Here is a 15,496-nt window from a genome sequence, read left to right on the forward strand (position 1 = left end):
GAGGGGTCCAATCAAATGCGGCGAGCGAGCAGCCAAAGGAGGTAGACCCCGCCGAGGAGGCTCGTAACGAGGCCAACGGGGGTGCGCATGCCCACTTCGACGTGCTGGGCGAGCAGGTCGGCGCCGACAAGCAGGGCCGCCCCGACGAGACCGGCAAGTCCGGTGAGTACTCCCGGAACGGGCACGAGCCTGCGGGCGATCTGCCCTGCGGCGAAGGCGATGAACGCGATGGGGCCGGCCGCGGCGGTCGCGGCCGCGGCGATGACCACGGCGACGATCATCGCGATGAAGCGCACGCGCTCGGCAGGCACACCGACACCGTGCGCGCTGTCATCCCCCATCTCGAGGATGGCGAGCCCCCGGCCCAGCCCGAAGAGGACCGGCACCGCGATAGCCGCGACGATGGCGAGTGCGACAACGTGCGTCCAGCCGCGACCCGTGAGCGATCCCGCGCTCCAGAGCTGCGCGAGCAGCGCATCGTCGATGTCGGCGCGCGCAATCAGGAGCGAGGAAAGCGCGCTCACCACGGCACCCACACCGATGCCCACGAGCACCAATCGGAGGCCGCCCGATACGCCGTCACGGCGCGCGAGCGCGTAGACGAGCAACGCGGTGACGAGGCCACCGATCACCGCAGCGCACGCGGTGGCGAGCATGCCGCCACCGAGCACCACGATCTGGAACACGGCGGCGGTAGCCGCGCCAGAGGTAAAGCCGATGATGTCGGGGGACCCCAGTGCGTTGCGCGACAGCGATTGGAATACCGCGCCGCTCATGCCGAGGAGTGCCCCCACGAGCGCCGCGGTGAGGGCGCGCGGCAGTCGTCGACCCAGCACCGAGCGGGTCACCGAGGGGCGCGCGTCGCCCGCGAGCACGGCCGGCAGATCGGCGAGGCCATGTTGAGCGGATCCCACGACGAGAGAGAGAAGGATGAGTCCCGCGATCACCACGATGATTGCGGCGCCGGTGATGATGACGCGCGGTCGAATGCGCACGGTGGCCGGGCCGATCCGCAGCACCGTGCCTGAGATTGGGATCGCGCCTCGCGTCTCGCGGGCCAGCACGCCGCTCACAGTGCAGCCACCCGACGCGAGCGGACGAGCGCGACAAAGAGCGGCCCGCCGAAGAGCGCTGCGGCGACGCCGGTTTGCACTTCCGCCGGGGCCGCGAGCGCGCGGCCGAGGGTGTCGGCCACGACGAGGAGTGCCGCCCCAACCACGAGTGAAGCAGGAATGAGGCGCCGGTGCTCGTTGCCCGCGCAGAATCGCGCGATGTGCGCAGCGCCGAGCCCGATAAAACCGATCGGCCCCGCCGCGGCCGTCGCGGCGCCGGCGAGGAGCACGACGGCGAGCGCTGCTCCCAGCCGCGCGCCGGCGACGGGGGTGCCAATCGCTGCGGCAACCTCGTCGCCGAGCGCAATGGCGTTGAGCGGGCCGATCAGCGCGAGCGCGACGAGCAGGCCGGCGGCGAGGAACGGCAACACCGCGAGCAGCACATCGAAGCCGCGCCCCTGCAGTGAACCTAGCGCCCAATAGCGGTAGCTGTTGAACGCGGTCTCGTTGCTCAGGGTGACCATTTGTGTGAGCGCCCCGATCACGATACTCACGGCAGTGCCCGCGAGCGCGATCCGCACCGGAGTGGCTGCGCTGCGGCGAGCGGTGCCGAGCATGGCGACGAGCACAGCGGTGAGGGCGGCGCCCAGGAAAGCGAACCAGATATAGCCGCTCACCTGGGTGATCCCGAACAACGAGATCGCGACCGCAACGAGGAGCGCGGCACCGGCATTGATGCCGAGGATGCCGGGGTCTGCGAGCGGATTGCGGGTCACGGACTGCATGAGCGCACCGGCGACGCCGAGCGCCGCGCCTACAACGATGCCGAGCACGATGCGCGGTAGGCGCGACTGCACCACCACGAGGTGCGCATCGTTGCTCGGGTCGTAGGCCGTGAGCGCCTGCACGACGGTGGCGGGATCGATCCGGAGCGAGCCGAGCCCGAGCCCCAGCACCGCGGTGACCGCCACCACGAGCGTGCTCCCGGCGATGAGCATCGCGGTGCGGGTGGGCTGGCTCACCGGGTTAGCCCGAGAAGGTGTCGACGAGCAGCTCGACGGTCAGCTTTGCGCTGTAGTAGTCGAGGCGGAACGACTGCGTGCCGAGGGAGAACACGCGCTTCGCTGCAACCGCGGGCTGGTTTGCGAGCAGCGGGTCACTCGTGAAGTCGGCCACCGGGTCGCCGCCGCCCATCGCGACCGTGAGGATCGTTTCGGCGTTCGCGAGGCCCGCCGCGGAGTTCTCGCTCGTGAGGACGTCGACGCCACGGCCGCTCTGCCCCTCGCTCGTGAACTCCTCGATCACCGGTGCGTACTCGAAACCGAGGGCGGAGATCAGCTGCGCCTGCGGGCTGTCCTCGGTGAAGGCCCACGAGCCGTCGGCACCCATGTAGACAAGCGCAGTGGTGGGCTGCTTCGGCAGTTCGATGAGCTTCGCCTGCTCGCTCACCCACGCGTCGTACTCGGCGATGCGATCGGCGGCCTCGGCCTCAAGTCCGGTGATCTCACCGAGCTCGGTGGTGAGCTCCTGCCAGGTCATGCTGCTGTAGTCGAGCATGACTGTGGGTGCGATCTCGGAGAGCTGCTCGTACGCGTCGCCGGTCGCGTCGCCGCCGTTCGCGGAGCCGATGATGAGGTCGGGCTCGAGCGCGTCGACACCATCGATGTCGAGCGTCAGGTTCGTGTACGCCACCTCAACGCCGCGCTCCTTGGCGACGTCCGCCCACTGGGTGAAGAAACCCTGGTCGTCGGTCAGCGGGGTCACCGTCGCGGCGCCCGAGCCGACGAGCGGCGCGTCGATCGCGAGCAGGCTGCCGGTGATTGACGGCGAGGTCGACACGATGCGCAGCGGCGCCTCCGTCAGCTCAGTCTCACCAAGCTCGTGCGTCACGCTGCGGGGCCAGTCGCCGCTCGCAGCGGCCTCTCCACCCGATGCGGCGTCTGGCGCGGCACCGGTGCTGCATCCTGCAAGCAGGGCGACCGTCGCTGCGGCGATCATAAGGGCAAGGGGACGTCTGGCCACGCGGCCACCTCCGGGCTGAGTCGAGTTCACAGCGCGGGCGAACTCCCGCGCGCTATCCTCGAACTTAGTCAAGCCTTACTTCCATCTGTTGATTGAGAGTGACACCGTGTTACCAGCCCCGCCGCTCCCCGAGCCACTGCTGTACGCCGTGCTCCGCGGGACGGCCCGGGTGACAGTCGACGGCACAGAACACCAGCTTTCTGCGGGCACTGCCCTCTGGCTTCCTGCCGGGGTGCGGCCCCGCGTGTTTCCCGCTCCCGGCGCGGTCGTGTTACCGGTCCCCGCACTCCCCGGCGGCCCAGCCGAGCCCGCGACCACGCCCATCGCGCAGGCCCAGGTGCCCGGCCTGCTGCACGAGTTCGGCTGCGCGCTCGGCCACCTCGCGGGCGCCGAGCGCGCAGCCGTCAGCGTCCAGGGCTCCGCCGCCCCACACCTCACGGCACCCCCCATGCCCCACTCAGATGAGCTACGCGATCTCGCCGAACTGCTCACCGATGATCCGGATCGCGGCATCGCAGAAGCCGTCAGTGCGACGGTGGCCGGGTGGAGCGTCCGCACCGTGCAGCGTCGATTCACCGCAGAGACGGGGCTCACACTGGGGACCTGGCTGCGGCAGCGCCGAGTCGCGAGCGCGTCCGAACTCCTCTCCCGCGGCCATGACCTCGAGTGGGTCGCCCACCGCGTGGGCTACCGCAGCGTCGCCGGCTTCATCCGGAGCTTCGCTGAGGTCGCCGGGGCGACCCCGGGGCAGTGGCGGCGGGCCGCCACCACCCCCACTGAGGCAGCCGCCACCCTGCACGTCCCCGCCTCGTGGGAGCGTCGCACGCACCGCACCTGGTCACGGGTCAATGGCGCGCACATCGCAGTGTGGGCCGCGGAGGGCGGGGCCCGCGTCACCGTCGGCGCTCGGGTGCTGCACCTCACGCCGGGCGAGGCCATCATCATCCCGGCGGGCACCCCGAACCACGTGCAGATCCCACCCGGCTCGCTACTCCTCCCGATTGGGTACCGCAGCGGACGCACCGGATCCGTGGGCGCCCCGCTCACCCCCGCGCAACTCGGGTGCCTCACCGAGCCCGCGGCGCTCGACACCGTCGAATCGATGCTCGCGGCCTATACGCGCGTTGGCACCTCCGGCGTACCGAGCGAGCGCGGCTTCGAGGCGGTGCTCGCATCGTCGAAGCGTCAGCCCAGCTCTGCCGCCGACTCGGCGCTCGCGCACCTCGCAAGCCTGGTCTCCCGCGAGCCCGACACCACGCTCGCGGCGGCCGCGCAAGAGATTGGCCGCCCGGAGGCAGAACTGCGTCGCATTGTGCGCGAACGCACGGGAGAGCCCTTCGCGATCTGGCTGCGCGCCGCACGCATGACGCGTGCGCGCAACCGCCTCGGCCACGGCGACTCCGCCTCCGAGGTCTCACGCGCAACGGGCTACTCGCACCTCCCCGCGTTCTCCCGCGCCTTCCGCGCGGTGCACGGCGCCGGGCCGGCCACGGTGGACGTGACCGATCTCCGCCCCGCGCAAGCCGCGTGGAGCCACACCGCCCTGCCCGGCGCGCGCGGCGCAGCGTAGGCACCCGTCGACCTCATCCGAATGGATGACGCCGAGTTCACTCCCCCAGCCGATGCCGTCTGACCGCGAACCCGGTGGGGTGGAAGCATGGAAGATTCTCTCGCGCGCAGGCGCTTCTCAGACCGGCTCGTCTCGCGTGGCGGGGCGTGGATTTCGCTCGGCGTAGTACTCATCGTGATGGTGGGCCTGTTCGGCCTCTTTGGTTCGGCGAAGGCCCCTGCACGCAACGCGGCAGCTCCCGTCGACTCGGAAAGCACCCGCGCCGCCGAGCTGCTGCAGCAGTTCCCGGGCGCCGACACCCAATCGGTGTTGATCGTCGCGACCCGCGCCGACGGTGACGCCCTCACCCTGGCCCAGCTCGCCGAGCTCGAAGCGTTCGCCCCCTCACTCACAGGCGCGGCCGACGGCGCCGTCAATGGCCCCGTGAACGGCCCGCTCGTCAGCGATGACGGTGGTGCAGCACTGCTCGTCACTCCCATCACGGCGGGCGAAGACAATACGGCGAACGCGGCGACAGTCGCGGCCCTTCGCGACGCGGTGGCCGCCGACGGGCCGAAGGACCTCACACTGCAGGTCACAGGCGGACCCGCGTTTGGCGCGGATATCGCGGGCGCATTTGCCGGTGCGGACTTCACGCTGCTGCTCGTCACGATCCTCATCGTCGCGATCCTGCTCATCATCACGTATCGCTCTCCCGTACTCTGGCTCGTGCCGCTCATCGTGGTGGCGCTCGCCGACGGTCTCGCCGGGCGCATGACCGCGGCGGCCGGCGCCGCCTGGGATCTGCAGTTCGACGCGGGCATCATCAGCGTGCTCGTCTTTGGCGCGGGCACCAACTACGCACTGCTACTTATCTCCCGCTACCGCGAGGAGCTGCTCCTCACGGACGATCACCGCAGCGCGCTCAGCACGGCCTGGCGGAAGACCGCCCCCGCGATTCTCGCCTCGAATCTGACGGTGGTGGTCGCGCTTCTCACACTCGTGCTCGCCGTGATCCCGGGCACGCACGGTCTCGGCATCTCTTCCGCGATCGGCCTGCTCATTGCGCTTGCGGCGGTGCTGTTCGCGCTGCCGCCGGTGCTGGCGATCTGCGGCCGAAAGCTGTTCTGGCCGTTCATCCCGAAGCCGGGGGCGCAGGCCACGCAGGGGCGCGCGTGGCGGGCCATCGCGGCGCGCGTGATGCGTCGACCTGCAGGGAGCCTCATCGCCGGGCTCGCGCTCCTCGCGATCATGGCCGCTGGGCTCTTCGGCACGAGCGTGGGGCTCGACCAGGCGGCAAAGTTCCGCGTTGAGTCAGAGTCGGCCGCGGGTCTCGAGTCGCTGTCCGCGCACTTCCCGCCCGGCGAAGCTCAGCCCATCTGGGTGGTCGCGAAGAGCGACGCCGCACGCGAGGTCGTCACCGCAGCGCAGGATCTGCCCGGCGTCGTGCGAGCCCACCCCGCCGGGGCCACCGACGACGGCGCGCTCACCAAGGTAATGGTGACGAGCGAATACACCCCGAGCTCGCCCGAGAGCCTCGCCCAGATCGACGCGCTTCGCGCTGCCGTGCACGCCGTGCCCGGCGCCGACGCGGTGGTGGGTGGCGCAGTGGCGACCGACGCCGACGCGCGGGCGGGCAATCAGCGCGATCTGCTGCTCATCGCCCCGCTCGTGCTCGCGGTGAGCTTCCTCGTGCTGCTCGTGCTGCTCCGCTCGCTCGTCGCGCCGGTGCTCCTGCTGCTCGTCAACCTCGCGAGCGCGGTCGCGGCAATCGGGGCGGGATCCTGGCTCAGCCGCATCCTCTTCGGACAGGAGGCGCTCGACCTCCAGGTGCCGCTCCTCGCGTTCCTCTTCCTCGTTGCGCTCGGCATTGACTACACGATCTTCCTCGTGCACCGCGCCCGCTCCGAGGCGGAGCAGCACGGCACGCGCGAGGGAATGGTCCACGCGGTCGCGCACACCGGCGGGGTGATCACGAGTGCGGGCATCGTGCTCGCCGGGGTGTTCGCCGCGCTCGGCGTGCTGCCACTCGTGACGCTCGGCCAGCTCGGCCTCATCGTGGGAATCGGTGTGCTCGTCGACACACTCGTCGTGCGCACCGTGGTGGTGCCGGCGATCTTCGGGCTTGTGGGCGATCGGATCTGGTGGCCCGGAAAGCTGCGCGCGCGGGTGTGAGCCCGCCGAGGGCGGGGACTGGTTAGTCCTCGCCCTCCAGCTCGTGCGCGCGCCAGCGCACCGAGGTCACCTCGGGCACGGGCACGATGTCTGCGATCGCTGCTTCGAACGCCGCGTCGCTCCGGTCGAGCGCCGTCAACCGCGCGGTGAGCTCGACCTCCCCCGTGCTGAGGTCGCTCGCTTCGAGTGAGTGCATAGTGAACTCCGGGCGCTGCAGTGCGGTCACCACCTTTGAGCGGATGGGCACCTCGGCGTCTGAGGCCGAGCGCACCACAAACACGTACTCGGTCGTCACCGCCTCGCGGCCACCCTCACGGTTGCGGCGGTCGAGCAGCCGGCCCACCGGGCGGAGCACGACGTTTGACACCATCACCGCTGCGGCACCGCCCACCGCAACGAGAATGAGCCCGCCGCCAGCGAGCGCCCCCACCGCGGCCGATGCCCAGAGCGTCGCGGCGGTATTGAGTCCGGTGACGGACACGCCCTGCTTCATGATCACGCCGGCACCGAGGAAGCCGATGCCCGACACGATCTGCGCGGCAACACGGGTGGGGTCGGCCCCGTCGAAGCTGAAGGCGCCCATGATCACAAACAGTGCGGAGCCGAGACTCACGAGGGCGTTGGTGCGCACGCCCGCGGTGCGCGAACGGAGCTGGCGTTCGAATCCAATCGCGGCGCCGAGGGCGAGGCCGGAAAAAATACGCAGGGCAAGGTCGAGTGTCTCCATGGGAACCTCTTTTCAAGGGTGCAGAACTAGAGCCGATGTGTTCGGCTGGGTCGCTCGCTCAGCCCCTCTTCGGGGAGCGATGCGTGTCACGGTGCGATCGCGGAGATCGCGGATGGTCGTCGTTCACGCCTCACCTCCTCCACGGAGCAGCGCTCGACAGGCCGAGCAGGTCGAAACCCAACGGTTTCGTGACACACCTCCACGTCAGAGCTTTGGCACTGTGCGACGTATCCGATGCCGGAATCCGCTTGGGATCACCCCTTAATCCGGGGAGACCTGTCCTCAGCCTGGGCGTCTCTCGACGTCGTGGGATGAGCGGACTGTGTTCGCGCAGGAGCCTCGCCGAACGAAGCGCTACAAGGACGTATCCTAGCGCCTTCGCCTACCAATGGGCTGGTGGCGATCAGCCGGCGACGTTCTGCGGCTTCGCGATCCCCAGCTCGGGATCGGGGAGCCCGTACTCGTGCCGCAGCGCAGCGCGAGCCGCGTACCATCCGGAGAGCCCGTGCACGCCCGGGCCGGGCGGCGTGGCCGCTGAGCAGAGGTAGAGCCCCTCGACGGGGGTACGCCAGGGCTCGCGGCTGGCGACGGGGCGGGCAAGCAGCTGCCGCATCGTAATCGCGCCAGCACTGAAGTCTCCGCCAACGTAGTTCGCGTTGTAGCCCGAAAGCTCAGCCGCGGTCGTCACGCGATGCGCGATCACGCGGTCACGGAACCCTGGGGCGAAGCGCTCAATCTGAGTCATCACTGCGGCAGCCACGTCGCGGTCGGAGCCGTGGGGCACGTGCGTGTAGCTCCACACCGCATTCACCCCGGCAGGGTTGCGTGCCGGGTCAAACTCGCTCGGCTGCGCAAGCAGCACGTAGGGCCGCTCGGGGTGACGCCCGCGGGCCACCTCGCGCTCGGCCGCCGCAGTCTCGGCACGCGTGCCACCCAGGTGCACGGTCGGCGCCGCGGCCACCCGAGGGTCGCTCCAGGGCACGGGGCCGTCGAGCACGAAGTCCACCTTGCTCGCACCGTCGCCAAAGCGGAAGCGGCCGAGCGCCCGGCGGTACCCCGCGGGGAGCATCGACCCCCCGATGTGCAGCAGACCGCGCGCAGAAGTATCGAAGAGCTTGACTCTGAAGCCATCGAGCTCGCCCATGCGGCTGATCCGGTGCCCGGTCTCGATGCGGCCGCCATGGGCGAGCAGGTCGGCCGCGAGGGCGTCCGTGATCGACCGCGAGCCACCGATGGGCACCGGCCAACCCCGAGCGTGGCCGAGCGCGCCCAGCACGGACCCAACCGCTGCGGTCGCAAGGTTCGGCATGCGGCCGATGCTGTGAGCCGCGGCACCGGCAACGAGCGCGGGCGCCGCCGCCTCACGGAAGCGGAGATTCCACGCCGGGCTCCCCTGCTCAGCCGTGCGGAGCGCGACCGCGAGCGCCGCGGCCGGGTCGCGCGGCCAGCGCAGCATGCTGCCACCCAGCGCGAAGTCGACCACCCCCTCAAGCCGCCGCAAGAGCGGCCGGTAGAGCCGCGCGTATGCGCTGCCGTCGCGGCCGAGCTCCGCTACGGTGCGATCGAGGTCGCGATAGGCAATCGCCGCGCGCGTGCCCGCCGCCCCGTCGAGCGGGTTTGCGTACGACGCCTCGGGCACCGTGAAGTCCACGCGACGCTCAAGCTCGAAGGCTCGAAAAAAGCCAGTGGCGAGTGCCATCGGGTGGATCGCAGAGCACACGTCGTGGAGCACACCCGGCTGCACCACGTGCTCCGTGCGTGTGCCTCCACCGATCGTCTCCGCCGCCTCGAACACAGTGACGGGCACGCCAGCGCGGGCGAGCGTCACGGCTGCGGCCAGCCCGTTCGGCCCGGATCCCACGACGGCAGCCCCGCGACCCTCACTCATGGTGCGAGTCTAACTGTGTCACGGTCACAGCATTCACGGCACGCACTGACTAGAGTTGCACAGCAACCAGTCATTCGACGCAACATCGCTCCGCGAGAAAGGGACCACCGTGGGTCGCCCGCAGAACCCTCACCGTCGTGCCGAGCTCCTTGAGCAGCTCATTGCGCTGACCGCGCGCATGCCGCTGTCTCACCTCACGTTTCGCAGCATCGCGAAAGAACTCGAGGTGAGCACGTACACGCTGAGCTACCACTTCGGATCCCGTCGCAACATCATCGACGCCGTGCTGGGCGAAGCGATGCGCTCGCGCCTCGAAGTGATTGGCGGCATGTCATTCCAGGGGTATTCACGCGAGGAGATGGCGTCCGGGCTGCGTACTGCGTTCCGCGCGACCCTCTCCGACGAGCACCTGGGTTCGCTCCGCCTGCAGTTCGAGGGCGCGGCACTCGAGGGCCTTGACCCAGACGTCGGGCCGCACGTGAGCGAAACGTACGATGCGTGGGTGCACGAGTTCTATCTCTGGGTGCAGGCGCAAGGCGTCGCCCAGGAGCGCGCAACTCTCCTGGCGCGCATCATGTCCGACACGGTCACCGGCATGCAGTTCGCGCAGGTGCTCCGTGGGAATCGAGAACAGACGGTCGCAGAGTTCGATCTCTTCGTCGAGGGCTACATGAAGCTCATCTCAACCGAGAACGCGCGGCGGTCTGCTGAACCGTAGCCGGAAGGTCGCCCCAGACAAGGGGGTGGGGTGGGGCGACCCTCCGTGCGGTGCGTCCGAGGGGGCGCTGCAAGGAGCTCGAAAGCCCGTCCCATCCCGATCGCGTGTGCCACACTATCCCGACTCTTCAGACTTTCGCAAACGATCGTTTTGAAATAACCAGATTCACAGCCTTTGTTGCACGGCCGTCCTTAAATGGCCCCAAATCTGACGCGCGCATTTTGGGCAGGCCCTTTTACATAACACATGTCATGCTTAGAAAGGTCTCGCGCCCCACGGAGCTACCCCGCGACCCAGTACCACTCGGGGCACAGGTCCAGCATGTGGTCAGTCAACTGCTCAGCGTCGACATCGAGCTCACCTTCGAGCCACGCATCCAACACCCCAAAAGATCCTCCCGCGATCCACCGAGCAACGACTTGAATATCTACGCCATCGGGACGCCTCGGGTGAAGCTCGAGGACATCAATGAGGATATCCACGAGAAGCTGCACCCCACCGCTGACAACCTGCTGCGCCCCGGGCAGACGTCGGACCGCAAGAATGAGGGCGCGATGCTCGTCATACTGAGCCACCCACTCACGCACGCCAGCACGGAGCGTGTTCCGCCAATCAGAATCTGGCCACTCTGCCTGAAACGTCACGCCAAAGCGATGCACCCGCTCCAGCAGCAGCGCACTCACGAGCTCAGTCACGCTGTCGAAGTGAACATAAAACGCACTCCGACTCACACCGGCGGCAGCCGAAACGCGCGCCGCCGTGAGCGCCTCGGGGCCTTCGATGGCTAGCGCTTCCGCAGCCTCGATCAACCGCGCGCGAGTGCGGAGGGCACGGGCATCGCGCGACACCCGCGCTGAGCTGCGCGTTCGTTCGCGGTACGACTCCCCCTCAGCCCCGGCCATCTGCCCGAGTATATTCACTTCCCCTGAACACGCGAGGTTTAGGCACAGCAAAAACCCCTGCAGGGCTCAGCCCTGCAGGGGTTTCCGTGATGTTCAAACTGGCGGAGACGGGGGGATTTGAACCCCCGGTCGAGTTTAACCCCGACCCTTCATTAGCAGTGAAGTCCGTTCGGCCGCTCCGGCACGTCTCCATACGCGAACAACGTCAGCAATCCTACCCGACCGAAGCCGCTCAGTGGAAATCGACTCCGCGGCGCGGCGCGACTGGTGCGCCGCGCCGCGGAGTGCAGCCTCCGTCTAGTAGACCGTGCGGCCCGCCGAGCAGGCCTCGTTGCTCGCCTGGATGCCGGTGATGCTGTCGGGGAGCTTGGTCGGCCCCGTGTCCTCCGGCGCGGCAGGAGTATCCCCGGGCGTCGCGGTTGCCGGGTCCTCCGCAACGGGAGCCTGCGTCGCAGGAGCCTCCGCTTCAGTGCCATCAGCCGGGGCGTTCGGGTCAGCCGCCGCCTGGGATCCACTCGCCTCGACGCCCTCACCCACGCCGGTCACGGCGAAGGGCTTGCCGCTCTTGATGATGTCAATCAGCAGCTCGGCATTCGCGGTGTCCGCCATGAGGCGCCCCTCTTGGTAGGGGTGGTTCACCGTGGGGTACTGCACGAAGTTGATGCGATCGAGATCGATGTCCTTCACCGTGCCGGCGACCGCCTGCATGAACTCCACGCTGGCCATGTTGCTCGACAGCGTCATGTTCTCTACCCCCGCCTTTGCGAGCGCGTAGACCTTGACGGGGTCGGAGAGCGTCTCCGCGCTCTTCAGCTTGCGCACGAGCGAGGACATGAAGACCTGCTGGTTGCTAATGCGGCTCGTATCGCCGCCGTCGCCAACGCCGTGCCGGGTGCGGAGGAACTGCAGCGCATCCCATCCCACAAGCGAGTTCATGCCCGCGGGGAGGGCGAGATCTGCCTTCTCGTCCACGATGGGCTGCGTGAGGCACACGTCCACGCCACCCAGCGCGTTCGAGACTCCCACCACGCCGTCAAAGGTGACGAGGGCAGCGTAGGGAATATCCATCCCGGTAAGTTCAGAGATCGTGCGCGCAACGCAGGGCAGGCCGCCGTACATCATCGCGCTATTGAGCTGCTGCTCGCTCATCGGCGGATAGTAGTCAGGCTCGCCGTTCGGACCGGGGCAGCTGGGGAACGGAACCATGAGGTCACGCGGCAGGCTCATCACCGTGGCGTTCTGGTGGTCGGCGGAGACATGGAGCAGCAGGTTGACGTCGTTGAGCTCGCCCTCCTCGCCGTCGTTGTACTCCTGCCCCTCGCGCGTATCCGATCCAACGAGCAGGATGGTGAGCTCACCGTCCACGCTCTGCGCGCCGGCCCCCACTCCACTGGCCTCATTACCGAGGTCAACCGTGTTGAGACTCTGCGTGAGCCCCCACACCGCATACGCGACCGTTGCGACGCCGGAAAGTCCCACCACCACCAGGGTGGTGAGCAGCACACGCAGCGCGTTGCCCCACGCGTTCGACCGACGCAGTTTGCCGTGACGCACGAATGCGGGCTGCGCGGCGTCGCTCGCGGTGTTCTTGGCCATACAGATTCCAGTTCCTCGGGGCGCCCGGGTCGAGCGCACAGCGGTAGGGGCCCAATTTACCGGAGCCCTCTGGGTGAGCGCTTAGAGGCGTGGGATCGGGCTCACGCGTCCGTGCGCACGGCACTCGCGCGGTCGCGCGCCGCCCAGACACGCAGCTCATCACGATTCTCGACACCGAGCTTGCCAAACACGTTCGACAGATGGGTCTCGACTGTGCGAGCGGAGATGTGCAGGCGCTCCGCGATGAAGCGGCTGCTGTGCCCCAGCGAAGCGAGCAACGCCACCTCGCGTTCGCGCGCCGTGAGCTCCGCGGCGGGCGGGAGCGGGAGCCACACGCCCAGCTCAGCGAGGAAGCGCACTTCCGGCTCATCGGTCTCCGTGGCGGTCTCCCGCGTACCGGCGGCAATGCGTTCGATGTGTGCGAGATACGCCTCGCCGAGCGGCGGGTCGATTGCCTGTGCAAGATCGCGAGCGCGCTCGAGCGCCTCAGGAGCGACCGCTCGCGATTCGTAGGCGACGACGTGCAGCGCCTGCATCTCGATGAGCTCGAGGCCCTGCTCACGGGCCCAGTCGACCGTGCGTTCGGCCGCCGCGACGACGTCGCAGTCTCGCAGCCACTGCCGCGCGCGAAGTTCGAGGATCCGGCGGTGCCCGCCAGCCGCCTCGCCGATTCCGCGCGTGCCGAGCGCGCTTGCGCGCAACGCACGCGCGGCCTCGTCACGCTCGCCCAGCACCGCGAGTGCGAAGCCGAACGCGGCCTGCACGAGCGTCGCGATGCCGTAGCTGTCCTGCCGCTCGAGGCGATCGAGCAGCCGCTCAGCGCTCTGTGCGGAGTCAGCCCACCGCCCCTCTTGCACGGCAATCAGCACGGCGCCCGCCTCAATGAGCCCGGAGTAGTGCGCCTCAGCGTGCGTATCCGCGGACGCTTCCGCGGCAAGCTCGTCAAGCACGCGCCGCGCGAGCTCAGCACTGCCACCAACCCAGTGCCCCAGCAGCCAGCAAAACCCTTGCATATCGACCACGTCTGGCCGCGCCCGTGGACCGAGGCGGCTGAGCCGTCGCGTATGCTCGGCGTTGAGCGCCGCGCGCCCGATTGCGCCGCGCTGATCGAGGATCAGGCCACCCATGGCGCGCGCCGGGGAACGGATCCACTCTTTCTTCAGGTCCGCCGACACATCGTCGCTCGGGCCCGCGAGCGCAGCTTCACGCAGTCTGCCGGTGTAGGCAAGCGCGAGCACTCGGCTGCACCGCACGGCCTCGATCGCCGCAGGCTCGTGCTCCCCGACCCCGCTCTCGAGTGCATCAAGCTTCACGAGTGCCTCATCGACATCGCCCTCGTCGCGCAGATCCTGCTCAATGAGCGTCGTGGCGAGGCGCACACGAAGCATGGGAGTCATTCCCTCCGTGCGTGCCCGGTCTTCCACCAACCGCCCAACGATGCCGAGCAGGGGCCGGAGGCTCCCCTCGTCGCCAATCAGTCGCGCCGTGCGGCACGCACGCAGCGCGCCGGCGCCGGCCTGCATCGGGTCGGCATCGGGGTGCAGCGCCACCGCACGCGCGACGTTCAGCACCAACCACGGATCGCCGCCGCGGACCGTCTGCTCGAACGCCGCCCACAGCCAGGCGAACGGCAGGTGCTGCCCGCTCTCCACCCCGAACACGACGAGTCGCATGAGCCGCGCTGGAGTGTAGATGGGGTCAACCCCACCCAGCCCGTCAGAGAGCACTCGAAAGATCTGATCGTTGAGCTGGATCCGCCGCACCGGCGACATTCCCGTTCGCAGCATCGCGGCGACGAGCGGGTGCCCGGTGACAAGGGAGAGCCCCTCGGGATGCGGCCGCGACACGACCAGGCCGCGGTCGAAGAGCGCCGCGAGCAGCGTCGCGTCGATGCTGCGCAGCAGGCCAGTCTCGGTGACGGGCTCCGCGAGCGCGAGCAGCTCGAGCACCGCGATCTCCTCAACCGAGCACGAGCTCAGGATCGCTTTCGCGTAGTCACCCGGCACCCGATCGACGTCGACGGTCGTCCAGGCGGCGCCTCGACTCCGTTTCAACGCCCCAGCGCTATCGGCGGAGAGGGCGAGCACCGCGAGCGCATAGCTGCTCCCCGCGGCAACCTCGAGCCAGCCGCGCAGCGTCTCCGCCTCGACGCGCTCAACCCCGAGCAGCGCGCACAGATAGCGCTCGGCCTCCTCGCGGTCGAGTGGGGCGATGGAGATCTGCTGGCGCGGAGACCCCGATCCCAATCTCTCCAGGGCGCTGCTCAGCTGCCTAGCCGTCACCACGCCACGAACGCGGGGATCGTGAAGCAGAAGCTCGAGGAGGCGCGTGTCGAGCGGTGAGTACCGGTCCGCGTTCGACGCGACCAGCACCGCTCGCTCCGTGCCGGGGTGCGCGAACACCCCAGAGAGTACGCGTTCAGCGATCTCCGCGGCCTCGGTGCGCCCCTCAAGCGCAAGGCCAAAGTGCTGCGCAAAGACGGAGGTGTGCCCGCTTGCAGCGTGCGGTGGGTCCGGAAGTTCGATCGTGCGCATCATGCCGGCCGCACGCTCCGCGATAAGACGGGCTGCTCCCTCAGCAAGCGACTGCCTGCCGGTTCCGGTCTCGCCGATCAGGAGAGCAACGGCCCCCTCGGGCTCGAGCGCAGAGACCACGCGCGCAAGCCGTTCGGGCACAGCAGCAGCGATACCCGCTCGCTGGCGATCCTGCAGCCCCGCAACTCGCGCTGTCCCCTCAGCCTCGTGCCCGGTGCTGCGTTTCGGTCTTCGTGCATCTCCCATGATCACTCCCCCACACGTCCATAATTGGACGCTGTACAAGCCATTCTCCGGCGAAGACCAGCCATTCCCAAATCTCTGAGTCACGCT

The 15,496-nt window shown here is 68.9% G+C and carries 11 protein-coding genes, 1 tRNA gene and 1 riboswitch; of the genes, 3 read left to right on the forward strand and 9 right to left on the reverse strand.

The genetic code is table 11. The features are described 5' to 3' along the window. Positions 1-11: 11 nt before the first annotated feature. From D3226_RS10505 to fepB, 3 genes are read right to left on the reverse strand one after another with little or no spacing between them, the layout of a single operon-like run. Positions 12-1,073, reverse strand: coding sequence for a FecCD family ABC transporter permease (locus tag D3226_RS10505; RefSeq protein ID WP_337248975.1), 1,062 nt, complete (start codon positions 1,071-1,073; stop codon positions 12-14). After that, positions 1,070-2,074 carry a FecCD family ABC transporter permease gene (locus tag D3226_RS10510; protein ID WP_337248976.1) on the reverse strand — a complete coding sequence of 335 codons (1,005 nt, stop codon included), beginning with the start codon at positions 2,072-2,074 and terminating at the stop codon, positions 1,070-1,072. Before D3226_RS10510 ends, D3226_RS10505 begins: the two co-directional genes overlap by 4 nt. A 4-nt stretch (positions 2,075-2,078) precedes the next feature. Beyond that, complete coding sequence (gene fepB, locus D3226_RS10515) at positions 2,079-3,074, reverse strand: Fe2+-enterobactin ABC transporter substrate-binding protein (RefSeq protein ID WP_202382481.1); 996 nt, start codon at positions 3,072-3,074, stop codon at positions 2,079-2,081. An 88-nt stretch (positions 3,075-3,162) separates the two neighbouring features. Between fepB and D3226_RS10520 the strand changes: the two genes are divergently transcribed. Both D3226_RS10520 and D3226_RS10525 read left to right on the forward strand, forming a co-directional pair. Next, positions 3,163-4,644: a helix-turn-helix domain-containing protein gene (locus tag D3226_RS10520; protein WP_202382482.1), complete on the forward strand. Its 1,482-nt coding sequence runs from the start codon at positions 3,163-3,165 to the stop codon at positions 4,642-4,644. Positions 4,645-4,731: 87 nt separating this feature from the next. Further along, on the forward strand, positions 4,732-6,798 hold the full coding sequence (locus tag D3226_RS10525; protein WP_202382483.1) for an MMPL family transporter: 2,067 nt from the start codon (positions 4,732-4,734) through the stop codon (positions 6,796-6,798). 22 nt (positions 6,799-6,820) lie between these two features. On the opposite strand, the gene D3226_RS10530 is transcribed toward D3226_RS10525, so the two are convergent. Next, the gene (locus D3226_RS10530; protein WP_202382484.1) at positions 6,821-7,525 is read right to left on the reverse strand and encodes an MgtC/SapB family protein; all 705 of its coding nucleotides are present in this window, start codon (positions 7,523-7,525) and stop codon (positions 6,821-6,823) included. A gap of 190 nt (positions 7,526-7,715) precedes the next feature. Beyond that, positions 7,716-7,883: riboswitch (M-box (ykoK) riboswitch) on the reverse strand. 45 nt (positions 7,884-7,928) lie between these two features. Further along, positions 7,929-9,413 carry a phytoene desaturase family protein gene (locus D3226_RS10535; RefSeq protein WP_202382485.1) on the reverse strand — a complete coding sequence of 495 codons (1,485 nt, stop codon included), beginning with the start codon at positions 9,411-9,413 and terminating at the stop codon, positions 7,929-7,931. A 109-nt stretch (positions 9,414-9,522) separates the two neighbouring features. Between D3226_RS10535 and D3226_RS10540 the strand changes: the two genes are divergently transcribed. After that, positions 9,523-10,131: a TetR/AcrR family transcriptional regulator gene (locus tag D3226_RS10540; RefSeq protein WP_202382486.1), complete on the forward strand. Its 609-nt coding sequence runs from the start codon at positions 9,523-9,525 to the stop codon at positions 10,129-10,131. 281 nt (positions 10,132-10,412) lie between these two features. On the opposite strand, the gene D3226_RS10545 is transcribed toward D3226_RS10540, so the two are convergent. The 4 genes from D3226_RS10545 to D3226_RS10560 all read right to left on the reverse strand — a co-directional run bounded on the left by D3226_RS10545 (position 10,413) and on the right by D3226_RS10560 (position 15,409). Next, positions 10,413-11,033: a TetR/AcrR family transcriptional regulator gene (locus tag D3226_RS10545; protein WP_202382487.1), complete on the reverse strand. Its 621-nt coding sequence runs from the start codon at positions 11,031-11,033 to the stop codon at positions 10,413-10,415. A gap of 99 nt (positions 11,034-11,132) precedes the next feature. Next, positions 11,133-11,224 (reverse strand) — tRNA-Ser (locus tag D3226_RS10550). 106 nt (positions 11,225-11,330) lie between these two features. After that, on the reverse strand, positions 11,331-12,629 hold the full coding sequence (locus D3226_RS10555; RefSeq protein WP_202382488.1) for an LCP family protein: 1,299 nt from the start codon (positions 12,627-12,629) through the stop codon (positions 11,331-11,333). Positions 12,630-12,730: 101 nt separating this feature from the next. Beyond that, entirely contained in the window at positions 12,731-15,409 is a 2,679-nt protein-coding gene (locus D3226_RS10560; protein ID WP_202382489.1) for a helix-turn-helix transcriptional regulator, read from the reverse strand. Positions 15,410-15,496: the final 87 nt, after the last annotated feature.

Origin of the sequence: Leucobacter chromiireducens subsp. chromiireducens, from assembly GCF_016758255.1 — a bacterium.
In the GTDB taxonomy this organism is placed as follows: Bacteria; Actinomycetota; Actinomycetes; order Actinomycetales; family Microbacteriaceae; genus Leucobacter; species Leucobacter chromiireducens.

What these genes read in the sequence shown, in the direction of transcription:
- D3226_RS10530 (WP_202382484.1), bottom strand. Translation starts at nt 7,525, where the DNA reads ATGGAGACACTCGACCTTGCCCTGCGTATTTTTTCCGGCCTCGCCCTC.
- D3226_RS10560 (WP_202382489.1), bottom strand. Translation starts at nt 15,409, where the DNA reads ATGGGAGATGCACGAAGACCGAAACGCAGCACCGGGCACGAGGCTGAG.
- D3226_RS10535 (WP_202382485.1), bottom strand. Translation starts at nt 9,413, where the DNA reads ATGAGTGAGGGTCGCGGGGCTGCCGTCGTGGGATCCGGGCCGAACGGG.
- D3226_RS10555 (WP_202382488.1), bottom strand. Translation starts at nt 12,629, where the DNA reads ATGGCCAAGAACACCGCGAGCGACGCCGCGCAGCCCGCATTCGTGCGT.
- D3226_RS10525 (WP_202382483.1), top strand. Translation starts at nt 4,732, where the DNA reads ATGGAAGATTCTCTCGCGCGCAGGCGCTTCTCAGACCGGCTCGTCTCG.
- D3226_RS10545 (WP_202382487.1), bottom strand. Translation starts at nt 11,033, where the DNA reads ATGGCCGGGGCTGAGGGGGAGTCGTACCGCGAACGAACGCGCAGCTCA.